At 38.2% G+C, this 16683-nt stretch carries 18 protein-coding genes; 3 read left to right on the top strand and 15 right to left on the bottom strand.

What is annotated here, in order from left to right:
• Nucleotide 1 precedes the first annotated feature (1 nt).
• The 5 genes from EJK17_RS00090 to EJK17_RS00070 all read right to left on the bottom strand — a co-directional run bounded on the left by EJK17_RS00090 (nucleotide 2) and on the right by EJK17_RS00070 (nucleotide 4112).
• Nucleotides 2-709, bottom strand: a complete 708-nt coding sequence (locus EJK17_RS00090) for an ABC transporter ATP-binding protein (RefSeq protein WP_103661216.1) — start codon at nucleotides 707-709, stop codon at nucleotides 2-4.
• Nucleotides 709-1077, bottom strand: a complete 369-nt coding sequence (locus EJK17_RS00085) for a GntR family transcriptional regulator (RefSeq protein ID WP_103661217.1) — start codon at nucleotides 1075-1077, stop codon at nucleotides 709-711. Before EJK17_RS00085 ends, EJK17_RS00090 begins: the two co-directional genes overlap by 1 nt.
• Nucleotides 1078-1377: 300 nt before the next feature.
• Nucleotides 1378-2619, bottom strand: coding sequence for a peptidase T (gene pepT, locus EJK17_RS00080; RefSeq protein WP_103661218.1), 1242 nt, complete (start codon nucleotides 2617-2619; stop codon nucleotides 1378-1380).
• A gap of 18 nt (nucleotides 2620-2637) precedes the next feature.
• A complete protein-coding gene (locus tag EJK17_RS00075; protein ID WP_103661219.1) occupies nucleotides 2638-3435 on the bottom strand; it encodes a Nif3-like dinuclear metal center hexameric protein in 798 nt (265 codons plus the stop codon).
• Nucleotides 3435-4112 (bottom strand): tRNA (adenine(22)-N(1))-methyltransferase, encoded by a 678-nt coding sequence (locus tag EJK17_RS00070; RefSeq protein WP_103661220.1) that lies wholly within the window; start codon nucleotides 4110-4112, stop codon nucleotides 3435-3437. The genes EJK17_RS00075 and EJK17_RS00070 overlap by 1 nt, the downstream gene beginning before the upstream one ends.
• Nucleotides 4113-4220: 108 nt before the next feature.
• Here EJK17_RS00070 and EJK17_RS00065 point away from each other — a divergent pair, with 108 nt between their 5' ends.
• Both EJK17_RS00065 and EJK17_RS00060 read left to right on the top strand, forming a co-directional pair.
• On the top strand, nucleotides 4221-4664 hold the full coding sequence (locus tag EJK17_RS00065; RefSeq protein WP_103661221.1) for an 8-oxo-dGTP diphosphatase: 444 nt from the start codon (nucleotides 4221-4223) through the stop codon (nucleotides 4662-4664).
• Nucleotides 4665-5330, top strand: coding sequence for a M23 family metallopeptidase (locus EJK17_RS00060; RefSeq protein WP_127796088.1), 666 nt, complete (start codon nucleotides 4665-4667; stop codon nucleotides 5328-5330).
• A 42-nt stretch (nucleotides 5331-5372) separates the two neighbouring features.
• On the opposite strand, the gene rpoD is transcribed toward EJK17_RS00060, so the two are convergent.
• From rpoD to rpsU, 10 genes are all read right to left on the bottom strand, one after another.
• Nucleotides 5373-6491 (bottom strand): RNA polymerase sigma factor RpoD, encoded by a 1119-nt coding sequence (gene rpoD, locus EJK17_RS00055; RefSeq protein ID WP_103661223.1) that lies wholly within the window; start codon nucleotides 6489-6491, stop codon nucleotides 5373-5375.
• Nucleotides 6491-8296 (bottom strand): DNA primase, encoded by a 1806-nt coding sequence (gene dnaG / locus EJK17_RS00050; RefSeq protein ID WP_103661224.1) that lies wholly within the window; start codon nucleotides 8294-8296, stop codon nucleotides 6491-6493. The genes rpoD and dnaG overlap by 1 nt, the downstream gene beginning before the upstream one ends.
• A gap of 21 nt (nucleotides 8297-8317) precedes the next feature.
• Entirely contained in the window at nucleotides 8318-10384 is a 2067-nt protein-coding gene (glyS, locus tag EJK17_RS00045) for a glycine--tRNA ligase subunit beta (protein WP_103661225.1), read from the bottom strand.
• Nucleotides 10377-11294, bottom strand: a complete 918-nt coding sequence (glyQ, locus tag EJK17_RS00040; protein WP_103661226.1) for a glycine--tRNA ligase subunit alpha — start codon at nucleotides 11292-11294, stop codon at nucleotides 10377-10379. The genes glyS and glyQ overlap by 8 nt, the downstream gene beginning before the upstream one ends.
• A 255-nt stretch (nucleotides 11295-11549) precedes the next feature.
• Nucleotides 11550-12305 (bottom strand): DNA repair protein RecO, encoded by a 756-nt coding sequence (recO, locus tag EJK17_RS00035; protein WP_103661227.1) that lies wholly within the window; start codon nucleotides 12303-12305, stop codon nucleotides 11550-11552.
• Nucleotides 12306-13214: a GTPase Era gene (gene era / locus EJK17_RS00030; RefSeq protein ID WP_103661228.1), complete on the bottom strand. Its 909-nt coding sequence runs from the start codon at nucleotides 13212-13214 to the stop codon at nucleotides 12306-12308.
• Nucleotides 13214-13738: an rRNA maturation RNase YbeY gene (ybeY, locus tag EJK17_RS00025; protein ID WP_103661229.1), complete on the bottom strand. Its 525-nt coding sequence runs from the start codon at nucleotides 13736-13738 to the stop codon at nucleotides 13214-13216. The genes era and ybeY overlap by 1 nt, the downstream gene beginning before the upstream one ends.
• Nucleotides 13725-14699 carry a PhoH family protein gene (locus EJK17_RS00020; RefSeq protein ID WP_103661230.1) on the bottom strand — a complete coding sequence of 325 codons (975 nt, stop codon included), beginning with the start codon at nucleotides 14697-14699 and terminating at the stop codon, nucleotides 13725-13727. Before EJK17_RS00020 ends, ybeY begins: the two co-directional genes overlap by 14 nt.
• A 23-nt stretch (nucleotides 14700-14722) precedes the next feature.
• Nucleotides 14723-15166 (bottom strand): GatB/YqeY domain-containing protein, encoded by a 444-nt coding sequence (locus tag EJK17_RS00015; RefSeq protein WP_103661231.1) that lies wholly within the window; start codon nucleotides 15164-15166, stop codon nucleotides 14723-14725.
• A gap of 118 nt (nucleotides 15167-15284) precedes the next feature.
• Complete coding sequence (gene rpsU, locus EJK17_RS00010; protein WP_002880182.1) at nucleotides 15285-15461, bottom strand: 30S ribosomal protein S21; 177 nt, start codon at nucleotides 15459-15461, stop codon at nucleotides 15285-15287.
• Between the two features lie 200 nt (nucleotides 15462-15661).
• Between rpsU and EJK17_RS00005 the strand changes: the two genes are divergently transcribed.
• A complete protein-coding gene (locus EJK17_RS00005) occupies nucleotides 15662-16495 on the top strand; it encodes a pyruvate, water dikinase regulatory protein (protein ID WP_103661232.1) in 834 nt (277 codons plus the stop codon).
• Nucleotides 16496-16683 lie beyond the last annotated feature (188 nt).

Here is a 16683-nt window from a genome sequence, read left to right as displayed (position 1 = left end):
ATTATTCATCTTCCTCATCTGCATATAACCCTTCGTAGTACTCTTCAATACTTTCATGGCCTTCTCTAATTTCGTCAGCTGTTTTGTGCTCTAAGATGGTGTGATCTTTTACGACTACTACTTCATCAAGAAGAGCTGAAATTTCATTTACGAAGTGGTCAGAAATTAGGATCGTAGCTTGATCTTCTTTCCATAAAATAATGGAGTTAATAATCCTCTTACGAGCCATCGCGTCAATTCCACTAAATGGTTCGTCTAAGAGGTAAAGATCAGCTTTGCGTGAAAAGGTTAAGGCAATGATCAACTTCTCTTTCATTCCCCGTGACAATTGACTCAGCTTCATCTCCGGATCAAGCTTCATAAACTTTCTTAATTCTTCAAATTGATTTTCATCAAAGTCAGTGAAAATATTGATGTAAAATTCAACAACATCTTTAATCTTCGTCGAATCACTAAAACCAGTTAGATTATCCGTAAAGGACAATTTAGCCTTTCTCTGCACTTCTTTTTCTTCCCCTTCCAAGCTAACCTGACCTTTATAATTTTTAGCCACGCCGGCAATAATTCGCATTAGCGTCGTCTTACCAGCACCATTTTCACCTAAAAGGGCAACAATTTTACCACTATCAAGTTGCAAGTTTACATCATGTAAAATTTGTTTTTGATTTTTCTTGTAGCTTAAATTGCTAATCGTCAATAATTCTGTCATTATTTTTCATCCTCTGAATTCAAATATTGCTCCAATTCTGGAATCAACTGATCTTTTTCAACTCCAAGTCGATTCATATTTTGGACAAAAGTTTCCAGTTCATTGTTGATTAAAGCTTGTTTGGTTTCTTCCAGCAGCTCAGTATTTTCGGTAACAAAATTCCCTTCACCGCGTTTGGTATAAAGAATTCCTTTGTCATTCATTTGCTGTAAAGCCCGCTGTACCGTGTTGACATTAACTGTTAATTCCAATGCTAACTTACGCACTGACGGTATCTTCTCCCCTGCTTTTAACTCGCCTAGAGCTATTTGCCGGTAAAGATACTGTTCAATCTGAAGATAAATTGGAATATTATCTTTAAATTCCACGTGCTCACCCTCTATTTACTGTATTATTTATCTATGACACCATTATGGTACTAAATTTTATTTGCTTTGACAAGTATTATTTCTTGCTAGATGTTTCACGATTTACTTTTTTGACAAAGAAAAATAAAAAAAGACTATATTCCTTGTTGCATCAGGAAATATAGCCTTTTTATTAGAATTTGTATTAGCAGTGCATAACTTTTAAAGATTCGATAAACTTGTTATCTAACCTATTACACTGGGATTTATTGCAGCGCTAAAAAATGCTCAAAGAGCAGACTTTTCAGCAATTTTGTTTCACTACTTAGCTCTTTCAGCATTTAATTCAGCCATCTTAAGCATGACATCGACAGTCTTCCACATAGATTCAAGAACCGCATATTCATAGCGGCCATGCATGTTTTCTTCTCCAGCAAAGATGTTTGGACAAGGTAAGCCCATATAAGTCAACTGTGAACCATCAGTACCACCACGAACTGGATCTTCATTGACTTCCAGCCCCTCAGTCTTATAAGCATCTCTAGCCAAATCAACAATCTCCATGTGTTTCTTTAATTCATCAGCCATGTTGTAATATTGATCATTCATCTTCAGCTTAATTCGTTCAGTGCCAAAGTTATCGTTCATTTTCTTAACAATGTCTTTAACTAAGTTCTTCCGTTCTTCGAGACCATCACGTTCGAAATCACGAATAATGTAATCAAGATGAGCATGGTCAACAGTTCCATCGAAATTCATCAAATGGAAGAATCCTTCGCGGCCTTCAGTTTCTTCAGGACGATCATGGGCTGGCAATTGATTATGAAAATCGATTCCGACTTGAACCGCATTGATCATTTGGCCCTTGGCTACAGCTGGGTGAACGTTGACACCTTGAATATCAAGACTAAATTGAGCAGCTGAGAAAGTTCCCCAGTCAAGCTTACCAGGAGCTTCCCCATCAACTGTAAAGGCAAAATCAGCACCAAATTCTGGCACATCAAAGTGACTAGCACCGGTACCGATTTCTTCATCAGGCGTAAAAGCTAAACGAATCTTACCGTGCTTAACTTCTTGATGATTCATTAAATATTCAGAAAAAGTCATTAATTCAGAAATACCACACTTGTCGTCTCCTCCAAGTAAAGTATCACCTGAAGCGGTAATAATGGTTTGACCCTTGTAATTCTTCAAGTTAGGAAAGACTTCTGGATCGAGGTAAAATTCTGAGTCACCCAATTGAATCTTACTTTCACCATCGTAGTTTTCATGAACTTGTGGCTTAACATTTTCTGAGTTAAAGTCTGCTGTATCACAGTGTGCCAAAAAGCCCATGACAGGTGCGTCGTAATCGATATTGGCAGGAATTTCAGCGATTACACAACCAGACTTTTGGTTATAGTGAACATCACTTAAACCCAAATCTTCCAAATCCTTCATAACTACTTGTTTTTGGAAGTTTTCTTCTCTTTCAGTTGAAGGAAAACGATCTGCGTGTTCATCTGAACGAGAGTTGACTTTAACATATTTTAAAAATCTTGGTAATAAGGTTGGGTATTCCATTTTTCTCTCCTTTGCTAATTAAAACAAATCTTGAAATGGGTTGGTTGAAACTTCTGATAATTCCACGCCAACTTGCCAATTATTCTTTTGATTCCACTTCTTTAACCGATCAAAAACTTTGTACTTAAACAACTTCTCGGTGTAGTGACCTGGATCAACTACGGTTAAACCTGAAGAAATCATATCATGACCAACATGGTAGTAGACATCCCCTGTAATAAAGGCATCTAAACCTTCATCAACAGCGCGATGCCAGTACTTACCTCCGTCACCGCAAATAAAGGCAACCGTAGAAATTGGTTGATCATTATCTGCTGTAATTAAGCGCGCCATCTTGATTTTCATCCTATCCTTAACATAATAAGCAAAATCATAGGCACTCATTGTTTTTGGCAATTTACCTTTACGCCCAATTGCAATCTCGTCATCGTCAGGAGCGAATGGTTCAACATCAGTTAAGCCTAATTCTTCAGCCTGCCAATCAGCGGAACCATCTTGTGCCTTATCGGAGTTGGTATGGATTGAGTAAACCGTAATACCATTAGCAATTAATTTGCCGTACATTGCATTTTGCGGATCAGCGAAGTCTAAATTTCGCGCTGGACGAAACATTACTGGGTGGTGACTCACAATGAAGTCCACACCTTTAGCGATAGCTTCATCAACAACTTGCGGACGCACATCTAGAGTAGTCATGACTTTAGTAACTTTATTTTCCATTGAGCCAATTTGCATCCCTACCGGATCGCCCTGACTGGCAATTTCTTCAGGAAAATCTTGTCTTAATCGACCTACAATATCTTTAACTTGGGTCATTATATTTTCACCTTAATCATCTTTATCTTAGCTTGAATACGATTAATCCGCTCAAGATCTTTATTTTTGGCCTTATTCAAATTAGTGATCAATTTTTCGAAATATTTTGCTTGACTGGACCATTTTTGATAAAAGACCTCATTCTTGTTTTGCAAAATTAGCGGTCCAAACATCAACTCCGTCTCAGTCAAAGGAAGAATTTTGCCTACGAATTTAGCCTTGATCAATTCATAGCTGTGACCTGCTTCAGCCATTATATCTTCGGCAATAATTTCATAACCATGAATCATCAGCCAGCTGCGGACTTCTTCCTCACCAACGTTAGGTTCTAAAACCAGCGTTGGAAAATGTTGTCCTTTTAGCCAGGCATCATTTAAAATTTGACTGATTAATTTGCCACCCATTCCGGCAATCACGACCGTATCGATGTTGTCGGCGGCGGTAATTGTGCTGAGGCCTGGGCCTAAACGGGTTGCAATTTTTTCTGCAAAACCGGCCGCTTGGATATCCTCTCTGGCATTCTCTAAGGGTCCTTCTGCTACATCACTAGCCACAGCAAAATCAATTTGTCCCTTTTCAACTAATTCAATTGGTAAATAAGCATGATCGGTGCCAATATCAGCGACCCGACTGCCTGGATCCACCATCTTGGCCAAAGTATTTAAACGTAAATTCATTTTACCCTCACTATTTTTTAGATTAATCAAATTCTAACATATTAAAGAAAAAATTGAATTATTACAAGCAAACTTTGTTACAATGGAAAAATAGAAAGCTGGTAAATTATGAGTAAACGTACTGAACCCGTAACTCTTACAAATATGTGTATGATTCAAGCTCAGAACAAAATCCTTGTCCTTGATCGTAATGATCCGGTCTGGCCCGGTTTAACTTTTCCAGGCGGACATGTCGAAGCTCACGAGTCTTTTCACGATTCAGTGATTCGTGAGATTAAAGAAGAAACAGGCTTAACCATTGCCGATCCAAAGCTAGTAGGCGTTAAGCAATTCTATGATCATAATCACGAACGCTACTTGGTCTTTTTCTATGTAGCTACTAAGTTTTCAGGTAAAGTAACTCCTTCTGAGGAAGGGAAATTAACCTGGATGACTAAAAAGCAACTACTTCAACACAAATTAGCTTATAACTTTGATCGCGATTTACCGATTTATTTTGATCAAAATTTAAGCGAACGTATTCTTGATGGAAAGCGAGATGAACTTTTTTAAATGAAAAATAAGCAGAGTTCGTTTCTCCTTCTGATTACCTTGTTGATTATTTGCGGTATTGCTTCTTACCTATTATGGCATGGTCATCAAAATTTTGACTATGAACAAGGCACCGTCAGCCGAGTCCATCATCACCATCATAAGAAAAAGAAGACTCATCCAGTAACTTGGGGATACCCTTTTAAGCGTTTATACGAAAAGAAAATCAAGTTTAAGAGTGGTCAAAAATATGGTCAAACCGATATTTTACGACGGACAAAGCCAAAAAGTTACTTCCATGATGGTTATGACTTTGGTTTTTCCGAAGTTGGTCACTCCCCTGTGTTAGCAGTTCATACTGGAACTGTTCACCGCGTGCACTACCGGACAGGAATGGGCCTCTATGTCTGGGTAATCAGTCCTGACGGCTACGTTGAAATCTATCAAGAAGGTTTCCTTAGCATTACTGATATCTATGTTAAAAAAGGCCAAAAGGTTAAATTGGGCCAGAAAATTGGTCGTTTAACTGGATCACATATTCACCTCGGGATTACCAAAACTGATAAGGATTATATCGATAAACATGGTGATCCATGCGGTAATTGGTGGAAAGATAATGGTACTTGGTTAAATCCAATGAAAATTATTAATGACAACCTGAAAGGAACACCGCAAGAAGTGCAATAAATTAATGCAAACAAAAAAGCTGCCGTTTGGCAGCTTTTTTAGTTAATCTAAGAAATCACGCAATTGGTTAGACCGACTTGGATGACGCAATTTACGTAAAGCCTTAGCTTCAATCTGACGAATTCTTTCACGAGTAACGCCAAAGACACGACCTACTTCTTCCAAGGTGCGAGTCCGACCATCATCAAGGCCGAAACGTAACCGCAATACATTTTCTTCACGATCAGTTAAAGTATCAAGAGTTTCTTCCAATTGTTCCTTTAACATTTCATATGAAGCATGTTGTTCAGGACTAGTAGCATCTTTATCTTCGATAAAGTCACCTAAGTGAGAATCGTCTTCTTCACCAATTGGTGTTTCCAAAGAAACCGGTTCTTGAGCGATTTTCAAGATATCACGCACTTTGTTAGTTGGCATATCCATTTCGGCACCAATTTCTTCAGGAGTTGGTTCACGTCCTAAGTCTTGTAACAATTGACGTTGAATTCTAATCAACTTGTTAATCGTTTCAACCATGTGAACGGGAATTCTGATTGTCCGAGCTTGGTCGGCAATTGCACGCGTAATTGCCTGTCTAATCCACCAAGTAGCGTAAGTTGAGAATTTGAAACCTAAACGGTAATCAAATTTGTCAACGGCTTTCATCAGCCCCATATTACCTTCTTGAATTAAATCAAGAAATGACATTCCACGTCCAACATAGCGCTTAGCAATGGAAACAACCAAACGCAGGTTAGCTTCAGCTAATTCTTGTTTAGCTTCTTCATCGCCTGCTTCGATTCGTTTAGCTAAGGCAATTTCTTGGTCAGCATTAAGTAAAGGAACTCGACCGATTTCCTTTAAATACATTCTGACTGGATCATTCATTCTTACACTAGAAGGAGCTGACATGTTCTTCAACTCAGCCTTTTCAACATCTTTTTGTTTCTTTAAGGCTAATTGTGAAGGATCACCATTCTTATCAACAATACTGATGCCGTTGTCTTCAAATTCTTGAACGAGTTGGTCAACTGCCTTACCTTGCAAATTATATGGCTTAATCAAACGATCAGTGAATTCTTGTTCAGTAATTGACTTGTCTTTTTTGACATCCTTAACGACTTGCTTAACCATTTTATCCAAAGATGGTTTTTCAGTCTTTACTGCTTTCTTTTCTGCCACTAAAAAGCCTCCTTCTTATCTCGGGTTCTCTTTAACTCCAAAATCCGTTGTGTCAACTTAATTATTGTATCATTGTCTTGCCTACGTTGCGCATCCATAATTTGACTTTGCAGCTGTTTCAGTTGAGAATCGATACTACGCCGGCGCAATGATTCAACGATCTCGATGATTTCCCGGGGAGAAGAATCCGGGGGCATCTTTGTCATTTCAGCATTTACTATTATACCTTGAAGTTGGTCAGGAATAAAATCAGAAAAACTATTTGTATCAGTTTTTTCATGAGTTTCAATAAATTTTAACCATAAATTAGCAATTTCAGCATATTTATCACCAGGAAACAGAAATTTGTTTTCTAACATATAATTTCTAGCTTCTTCTGAATGCATAAAGAGATACAATAATCTAATTTGCGCTGGATCTTCAGTAGTAATAGTCGGAATTGCTGTACTTTCTGGGAGATCAGTTTTTTCAGTGATCGCCTTACCTTGATGGCGGCGAGCACGATTTTGTCGACGACGTTCTCGTAATAGATTTGCTTTTAAAGAATCTTTTGAAACATTCTGCTCGCGGGCTAATTTTTCTAAGTAAAGATCTTGTTCAACTGGATTACTTACCCGCGCAATCTCTTTAACTGCTTCATCAAGAAAAGTAACCTTCTCCCGATCATTGTTTAAGTTAAACTTCTTAGCAATTCTTTGTAAAAAGAAATCTATCGGCGATAAGGCACCTTGAATTTCCTTTTGATACTTCTCGGCACCAAACTTTTTAACGTATTCATCAGGATCCAGCTTTTCTGGTAAAACGACAATTCCTAACTTAAAACCGCCAGCTTTTTCAAACATTCTGGCTGCCCGTTCTTCAGCGTGAACTCCTGGATCGTCCCCATCATAATTAATGATGATTTCTGATGTTACTCGGCGCAACATGTAGACTTGTTGATCGGTTAAACTAGTTCCCATGGAAGCAATACCTGATTTAACTCCTGCCTTATAAGCAGAAATTACATCCATATAACCTTCATAAAGAACTAGATGCCCTTCTTCACGAGCTGCCTTTTTGGCTTCCGCAAAGTGAAACAGGACTTTCGATTTCGTAAAAATTTCTGTTTCTGGACTATTCATGTACTTAGCTTCGGTTTTATCATCAGAAATTCGCCGTCCAGAAAAACCAATTACTTGACCATTTTCATTCGCTAACGGAAACATGAGCCGATCCCGAAAACGATCAAACAATCTACCATCTTTACTTTGCACAAATAAACCAGACTTAGCTAGCAAGTCATCATCAAACTTTTTGCCGCGTAAGTAAGTTAACAGCAAATTATCCTGTTTTGGCGCATAACCAATTTGAAAATGTTCTAAAGTATCCTGATCTAACTTTCTCTTCTCCGCGTATTGCATCCCTCTTTCACCGGCTTTAGTTGACAGTAAAACTCGATGATAAAAGTTTACGGCTTCACGATGAAGCTCAATTAACGGATTAGCTTTGACCGCAGTTTTACTGTAATTATTGGGCATTGGAATATGAGCAAATTCCGCCACTTCTTGGACGCTTTCAGGAAAAGTTAAGTTATCCTTATACATCAAGAATTTGAAAACATTGCCACCTTTGCCGCAACCAAAACATTTAAAAAACTGCTTTTCTTCATTAACTGTAAATGAGGGTGTCTTTTCTTGATGAAAAGGGCAAAGACCGAGATAGTCTTTGCCTTTTTTTTCTAGTGACACATATTGGCTAATCACATCAACAATATTCACACTACTGCGAACTTCGTTGATAAAGTCTTCGGAAATTCTCCCAGCCATTTGAATCACCTATTCTTTTTATTACTTAATAACTAATTGGCTTAAGTCTCCTAAGCGATCAGCTAATTGACTGACACTACTCAATTGAGCTAAACGGTTATTCTTAACCTTTTCATCCTTAGCCATAATCATGTTAGTGTCGAAGTATTGGTCGATCACTGGTTGTAATTGAACAAAGCCTTGGTACAAGTCAGCTAAATCTTCAACAGCTTGTAAGTTTTGGACACCAGCATAAAGTTCATTTTCACTGTTGTCATCAAATAAGCTTTCATCAACTTCAACTTGACCCTTGAACTTAGCCTTCTTCAAAATGTTGTCAATTCTAGTCAAACTTTCAACTACTGGCTTAAATTCTGCATCATCGTGGTGTTCTTGCAAAACGTTAGCCACAGCTAAGATTTGACTTGGATCTTGTTGACTTGAAGCAAGAACAGCATCAATAATATCGTATTTGAAGTTGTTCTTTTGTAGGTATTGCTTAATCCGGTCACGGATGAATAAAGCGATTTGTTCATCTTCTTCGCCTTGCTTAGGCAATTTAGCAGGAGTCTTACCGTCAATCAATGAAACGATTTCTGGTAAAACAGCGTTAAATGGCAAAGACCACTTTTCATTAAGCAAAATTCTAACAATACCGTAAGCGTAACGACGAAGAGCGTATGGGTCGTTTGAAGAACTTGGAATCATGCCAGCACCAAAGAAAGTGATGATGGTATCAAGCTTGTCAGCAACGGACAAAAGTGAACCAACAGTTGTTTCTGGCAAAGCCCCTTCAGCAGTAACAGGCATGTAGTGTTCCTTGATAGCGACAGCAACTTCTTCATTTTCACCGGCAAGGCGAGCATAGTGCATCCCCATTCCCCCTTGAAGTTCCGCAAATTCACCAACCATTTGCGTTACTAAGTCAAACTTGTAAAGTTCACTAGCACGATCAAAGTCAGCAACGACGTTCTCTGGCAAATTCCAGCGTTTAGCTAAGTAGTCCCCAATAATTTGAACCCGCTTCATCTTTTCTGCCATTGAACCAATCTTGTCGTGGAAGGAAACGTTCTTCATCTTGTCAACGAAGTGACTCAATGGGTACTTACGGTCTTCATCGTAGAAGAATTGAGCATCATCAAGACGAGCAACTAAAACTTTTTCGTTACCTGAAATGACATTATCTAAGAAGTTCTTGTTACCGTTGCGGACAGCGATGAAGTGGTTAATTAACTTACCATCTTGGTCATAAACTTCAAAGTAACGTTGGTTGTCCTTCATTGAAGTAATCAAAACTTCATCAGGGATTTGCAAGTACTTTTCATCAAATGAACCAGCAAAAACAGTTGAATATTCAACCAAGTTTGTAACTTCTTCAAGTAAGTTCTTATCTTCCTTAATTTGCCAGTTGTTCTTGTCAACCAATTCTTTCATTTGGTTAACAATCATATCTTTACGTTCTTTAGCATCAACAATGACAAATTGATCCTTCAAAGCATCAACATAGTCATCAGCACTAGCTAAAACAACTGAATCACCTAAGAAACGATGACCTTGGGTCTTACGACCTGCAGTAATGTCTAAAATCTTAACTGGAATGACATCATTACCGAATAATGAAACCAACCAGTGAATTGGACGAACGAATTCAAAGTCGTTTGAATCCCAGCGCATCTTGGTTGGGAAAGTCATGGCCTTAATGATTTCGCTCATGCCGAGTAAAATATCGTTGGCCTTCTTACCTTCTTTTTGCACATGAACATAAGCATATTCAGTGCCCTTAAGTTCTTCAAAGTAAATGTCGTCAGTGGTCATTCCTTGACCGCGAGCAAAACCTTGAGCAGCCTTAGTCCAATTACCATCGGCATCTTGAGCAATCTTCTTTGCTGGACCTTTTTTAACTTCGTCAATGTCGTCTTGTTTTTCAGCTAAATCTTCAACTAAAATGGTCAACCGACGTGGGGTTGAATAAGTCTTAATATCTTTGAAGCTTAAACCATTTTCCTTTAAAAACTTACGAGTTCTGTCAGCTAATTGGTTAACACTGCGAGTGACAACGTGAGCTGGCATTTCTTCAGTTCCAATTTCGAATAAATAATCCTTAGCCATTTTCAACCCCCGCCTTCTTATCTTCAGCATTCTTAAGTAATGGGAAGCCACGCTTTTCACGTTCTTCAACGAACTTAACTGCTACTTCGTGAGCTAAGTTTCTGATTCTTGATAAGTAACCAGCTCTTTCAGTAACTGAAACCGCACCACGAGCATCAAGTAAGTTGAAAGTGTGTGAACACTTCAAGATATAGTCATATGCTGGGTGAACCAAGTTTTGACTGAGCAAACGCTTAGCCGTGTCTTCATAAATATCAAAGAACTTAAGCAATTGTTCTTGGTTTGATTCTTCAAAAGCATACTTAGAATGTTCATATTCAGGTTGCTTAAAGATATCACGGTAAAGCACACCATTACCCCATTCAAGGTCAAAGACTGAGTTAACATCTTGAATATATGAAGCAAGACGTTCAACCCCATAGGTAATTTCACTCATAGTTGGTTTAACATCAAGTTCACCAACAACTTGGAAGTAAGTAAATTGACTAACTTCCATGCCGTCAAGCCAAACTTCCCAACCAACACCGGCACAACCCATTGATGGGTTAGCCCAGTTATCTTCGACGAACCGAATATCGTGTTCTAATGGATCGATTCCAAGAACCTTTAAACTGTCTAAGTAATATTGTTGAATATCCTTAGGAGCTGGTTTAATTACAACCTGGAACTGGTGGTGTTGGAATAACCGGTTAGGGTTTTCACCATAACGACCATCTGCAGGTCTTCTTGAAGGTTCTACATAACAAGCTGCCCATGGTTCTGGTCCAACGGCACGAAGAAAAGTGTAAGGACTCATCGTACCTGCACCCTTTTCCACGTCATATGAAGGCATAATCATACAACCTTTGGAAGACCAGAATTGTTCGAGCTTGAAGATCATATTTTGAATGTTTAATTTCTTGTCTGCCATTTTCTAATTTCCTTCCTGCGCTAGGCCATAAAAAAAGCCTATGCAAAATTTTGCATAGGGACGAATTATTATCGCGGTTCCACCCTAATTCAGGAAGTGTCCTTCCTGCTCTTAATTAGCTTGACTAGAGGTGCCTTTTCCTAGATGTCCTTTCACCAGCCGACATTCGCTAAACTAGTACTTTTCTTAATTCCTCATCTTTGTCAAATCACCATTGATTTTACCACACGATGGCAAGTAAAACTAGCGTTTTAACTATTTAAAAAATTTTAACTCATCTAAAAATTTTTTAGTCTTGAGATTAAGGTCTAAAGTTTCTCGATAAATTCGATCAATCGCTTGTCGCGTTTCTTTTTTTAAAGCTGGATCTAGTTTAATTTTGCCTAACCGATTAAGGGGAATTAAACCAATTGTTCTTAAAACCGCTACGGCTTTAGGCGTTAAATGTAAGCGGCTATTGACCACACGAAAATGATCGCTGCAAACAATGCCCCCTAGTTTAATCGAATAATCGAAAATGCCTTGCGTTTTTCCGCATAAAACGCAGCTGCGCAAATTAGGCTCTACCCCAAACGCGGCGAGCATTTGCATCTGTACGATTTGCGTAATAACTTCACTATCAACACCCTGATTAATCTTATTTAAGGCAAAGAGTGCCAAATCATAATATTTACCCAATGGTTGATATTCGATAAAGGCATGATCAATTAAATCCAAAATAAAAGAAGCATAAGCATTCTTAGTTAGGTCATTATATAAACTATCGAATTGCTTTACTTCTTTGTAAGTGCGCAGATTACTTAAGCCATGACCGCTAGTATAAATGACATAAGTACCATAAGAAAAGTTCATGGCTGCAGCGCCTAGTTTTGATTTAGGACGTAGAGCACCACGAACAACCAAAGTGATAATGCCATCTTCTTTGGTCATGATCTTGGCTAATAAATCTGCTTCTTTATATTTTTGTCTTTTAAAAATGATGCCTTGAACTTCTTTTAGTTCGCCTGCCATCTAGCTAAGATCCCTCTTGTCGTATCCGATCAACTTCAAAAAGCTTGGATCTGAGCGCCAATTATGTTGGACTTTGACCCAAAGACGCAAATTAACCTTTTCTCCGAGTAAATCTTCAATTGCCCGACGAGAGTTAATGCCAATTTGTTTCAACATTTTACCACCTTTACCGATGATAATGCCCTTTTGGCCATCACGTTCAACATAAATGGTTGCTTCAATCTGTAATTTACCTTTAATGCGCTGATTCATCCGATCGACTGCAACAGCGGTAGCATGTGGTACTTCTTGCGAAGTCAGTTGCAAGATTTGTTCACGAATCAGTTCAGCCACAACAAAATATTCTGGTCGATCGGTAATTTGATTAGAAGCATAATATTGTGGTCCAGCAGGTAAATACTTATGTAAGGCAGCTAACAAATCAGGAATACCGATTCCTTCGGTAGCAGAAACAGGTAGATAATCACTGAAATTGTTTAATTTACGGTATGAATCAATTAAAGGTAATAATTTGTCAGGGTGAATTTGGTCAACTTTATTAATAACCAAAAAGACTGGAACCTCAAGTTGCTTGAGTTGTTCAAGAATAAATTGGTCGCCTTTGCCCATTTCTTCAGGTTCAACCATAAACATGACTAAATCAACATCTTTCAAGCTAGATAAGCTAGCCTTGTCCATATAGTCATCTAATTTTGAATGTGGTTTAAAAATCCCTGGAGTATCAACAAAGACTACTTGCATATCGTCTCCAGTATAAATACCAGAAATCCGATTACGAGTAGTTTGGGGTTTGTTAGAAGTAATCGCAACTTTTTCACCGACTAAGCGGTTCATCAAAGTGGATTTTCCAACATTAGGACGACCTACTAAGGCCACAAAACCTGACTTAAAATCTTTTTCTTGCTCCATTATTTACCTCTGCCTACATCTAATTGATCTGGATAAAGTGGCAAACCGTAATCTTCTAAGACCTTGCCTTGGATACCAAACATTTCTTTTGCTTCGTCTGGTTTAATGTGGTCGTAACCATTCAAATGCAAAAAGCCATGTACAATCGTATAGCCAAATTCACGGTCAAAGCCGGTGCCATATTCCACGCTATGTCTTTGAATCACCTTGGGACACATGAACAAGTCACCAATGTCTTCCTGAAATTCAGGATCAGCCGCAAAAGCGGCCATATCTAATGAATCTTCCCCATCTTCAATGGCAAAAGAAATTACATCAGTTGGTCGATCTTTGTCGCGATACTTCAAATTGATTTCATGACTGCGATCTTCATCAACAAAGTTAATACTCATTTCTAAGTTGTTTTCTTTGCCGATTTCTTTTTTAGCAAGTAGCAACAAACGCATAATCCAGTCTTGCCAATCACGTTTTTCATCTCTCAAAAAACCGACTTCATCGTTGTAGGTAACCTCAATTGGATCCATTTTTCTTATTTACATCCTTTTGTTCATAAGCATTGATAATTTTTGCAACTACTGGGTGACGAACAACGTCATTTGCAGAAAAGTTGATGAACTTAATTTGGTCAATATTCTTTAAAATATGTTGTGCATCAATTAATCCGCTACGTTGTCTCCCTGGTAAATCGACTTGGGTCATGTCCCCATTAACGATCATTCTTGAATTGAAACCCAACCGCGTAAGAAACATTTTCATTTGCGCGTCGGTAGTATTTTGAGCTTCATCCAAGATAACAAAAGCGTCATCTAAGGTTCTTCCTCGCATGTAAGCTAAAGGAGCGACTTCAATTGTCCCACGTTCCATTAACCGGTCAGTAGTATTAGTGCCTAAAATGGCATATAAAGAGTCGTAAATTGGCCGCAAATATGGATCAACTTTTTCCTTTAAATCCCCAGGTAAGAATCCTAATGATTCCCCTGCTTCAACCGCTGGTCTAGTGAGAACGATCCGCGAAACTTCACCTTTCTTAAAGGCGGCAATTGCACAAACAACTGCTAAAAATGTCTTACCAGTACCGGCAGGTCCAATTCCAAAGACCACGTCATTTTTTTGGATAGCTTCAACATAACGCTTTTGTCCCATATTCTTAACTCTAATCGGTCTACCTTTAGCATCCCGAATTAAAATCTTCTTATACAGGTCAGCAAAGTACTCAGTCGTACCTTTGTCAGCCATCTTCATGGCACTAACAACATCGGGCGCACCAACGTTAACGCCGGTATTCACAACATTGTCTAAAGCCTTCAGAACTTCAATAACCTTCTTTATGCCGTCATCATTAGCACCAGCAACAACAATTTCATTGCCCGTGTCAGTAACAGAGACGTCATAGCCTTCTGATAATAATCTTAAGTTGCCGTCATTCACGCCAACCAACTTTTGAATATTCTCTGGGTTTTTAGGAATAAAACTGGTTTGAGCCAACTAACTCCCGCTCCTTCTCTTGCTTAATTCAAGTGTTCGCGAACTAATGCAGAAGCTTCTTTACCATCAGCACGTCCTTTAATCTTCGGCATTAAAGCTTTCATTACTTTACCAAAGTCAGACTTACCTTTAGCATCAACTTCTTTTATTGCTTCAGTAACTTTTGCGTCTAATTCTTCCTTAGACAAAGGCTTAGGCATGTAGCTTTCAACAACAGCTAATTCCTTCTTAGTTTCATCAACTAAGTCTTCACGCTTAGCCTTTTCGTATTCTTCGATTGATTCTTCTCTTTGTTTCTTTTCACGGTTAAGGACGGTTAATTCTTCATCAGGATTCAGGTCATGACCGAGTTGGATTTTTTCATTCATCAGTGCTGATTTGATCATCCGCACCGTGTTTAATTTAATCTTGTTTTTTTCCTTCATGGCTTGTTTCATATCAGCCATGATTTGTTCTGATAGACTCAATTTTCTTCCTTCTTTCTCAAAATAAGCCTACACAGAAATTATAGCAGACTTAGCTCCTCGATAACATCTTTTAATGTAATAAAAAAACTCACGTTGATAAGACGTGAGCTCTTTATTATTAATAATGTCTACGCTTGCGTGCAGCTTCTGATTTAAGCTTTCTACGAACACTAGGCTTTTCATAGAATTCGCGCTTACGGTATTCTTGTAAGGTACCACTTCTAGAAACGGAACGCTTGAAACGACGAAGAGCATCATCAATAGACTCGTTTTCGTGAACGATTGTCTTAGCCATGTGTGATCCCTCCTTCCATTTCTTGGCGTTACGCCATACGTTTAATTAAATTATAGCAAACCTTAGAACTCGGTCAATAGCTTTTGGAATTTTTTTGAACTAATTTTTAAAAAGGACTAGAAAGAGTGATTAAACTGGTTAAAGCGATTTCAATTTACATGAAATTTAGGTATAATTTAAGGCAGAAAGAGGTGCATAGAATGCCAGATACAAAAGACAAAAAAGAAGTTAATGTGATCGTTATTTCTGACTCAGCCGGCGATACTGCTTTTAACAATGCGACTGCTGCAGCAGCACAGTTTCCAGATGCCAAAGTAAAATATCAGCGCTATCCTTTTATCACCGATAAGAAGAAGCTGGAAGAAGCACTAAAAGAAATTGAAGACTACCAAGATTTAGTCATCATTTATAGTTTAGTTAAAGATGAATTGCAATTGCCAATCATCAAGTTTGCTCGTGAACATAATGCGCAATATGTGGATGTGCTTTCTCCTTCTGTTGAAGCTGTTGCTAAAATTACGGGGATGCGACCAATTGAAAAGATTGGTGCCCAACATAAATTAAACACCCAATACTTTGACCGAATTTCAGCCATGGAATTCGCAGTTATGTATGATGATGGTAAGGATCCTAAAGGCTTCTTAGAAGCTGATGTAGTTTTACTCGGAGTATCAAGAACCTCAAAGACGCCACTTTCACTCTTCTTAGCTAATAAGAACTTGAAAGTTGCCAACTTACCATTGGTTCCAGAAACTCATATTCCTAAGGAAATTTATGAAATTGATCCGAAGAAGATTATCGGTTTGACTAACGATCCATCTGTTTTGAATGAAATTCGTCGTCAAAGAATGATTTCCTACGGTTTGAATCCTGACACTATCTACTCTAATATGGATTCAATCAATAAAGAACTTGAAGCAGCTCAAAAACTGTACAAGAAATTAGGCTGCTTTGTCATTAACGTTGCCCACCGTTCAATCGAAGAAACTGCTGCTTTGATTATGGATCACTTGGGCTATGAAGATCATAATTAACTAATTACCTTAGATAAGCTGCAAACTTGCAGCTTATTTTCTACGTAAAGTCAAGCATCATCGTATGTTTTGCTTTATTATTTTGTATAATTTAACGACTTAATTAAAATTGTGTCGATTTATTTTTAAACGAAAGTATGACAAATAAGCCTGCAAATCTATAATTTTTGTAAGCTTAGTTTTATAAT

This window comes from Lactobacillus xujianguonis, from assembly GCF_004009905.1.
In the GTDB taxonomy this organism is placed as follows: domain Bacteria; phylum Bacillota; class Bacilli; order Lactobacillales; family Lactobacillaceae; genus Lactobacillus; species Lactobacillus xujianguonis.
Note: the sequence above shows the minus strand (reverse complement) of the source record. Positions and strands in the feature narration are given on the sequence as shown.

Bases quoted from the DNA above. Each gene is read 5' to 3' on its own strand.
- EJK17_RS00060 (WP_127796088.1), top strand. From the start codon at position 4,665: ATGAAAAATAAGCAGAGTTCGTTTCTCCTTCTGATTACCTTGTTGATT.
- EJK17_RS00065 (WP_103661221.1), top strand. From the start codon at position 4,221: ATGAGTAAACGTACTGAACCCGTAACTCTTACAAATATGTGTATGATT.
- EJK17_RS00090 (WP_103661216.1), bottom strand. From the start codon at position 709: ATGACAGAATTATTGACGATTAGCAATTTAAGCTACAAGAAAAATCAA.
- dnaG (WP_103661224.1), bottom strand. From the start codon at position 8,296: ATGGCTGGGAGAATTTCCGAAGACTTTATCAACGAAGTTCGCAGTAGT.
- ybeY (WP_103661229.1), bottom strand. From the start codon at position 13,738: ATGGATCCAATTGAGGTTACCTACAACGATGAAGTCGGTTTTTTGAGA.
- pepT (WP_103661218.1), bottom strand. From the start codon at position 2,619: ATGGAATACCCAACCTTATTACCAAGATTTTTAAAATATGTTAAAGTC.
- recO (WP_103661227.1), bottom strand. From the start codon at position 12,305: ATGGCAGGCGAACTAAAAGAAGTTCAAGGCATCATTTTTAAAAGACAA.
- era (WP_103661228.1), bottom strand. From the start codon at position 13,214: ATGGAGCAAGAAAAAGATTTTAAGTCAGGTTTTGTGGCCTTAGTAGGT.
- glyS (WP_103661225.1), bottom strand. From the start codon at position 10,384: ATGGCTAAGGATTATTTATTCGAAATTGGAACTGAAGAAATGCCAGCT.
- glyQ (WP_103661226.1), bottom strand. From the start codon at position 11,294: ATGGCAGACAAGAAATTAAACATTCAAAATATGATCTTCAAGCTCGAA.
- EJK17_RS00075 (WP_103661219.1), bottom strand. From the start codon at position 3,435: ATGACCCAAGTTAAAGATATTGTAGGTCGATTAAGACAAGATTTTCCT.
- EJK17_RS00005 (WP_103661232.1), top strand. From the start codon at position 15,662: ATGCCAGATACAAAAGACAAAAAAGAAGTTAATGTGATCGTTATTTCT.
- EJK17_RS00070 (WP_103661220.1), bottom strand. From the start codon at position 4,112: ATGAATTTACGTTTAAATACTTTGGCCAAGATGGTGGATCCAGGCAGT.
- rpsU (WP_002880182.1), bottom strand. From the start codon at position 15,461: ATGGCTAAGACAATCGTTCACGAAAACGAGTCTATTGATGATGCTCTT.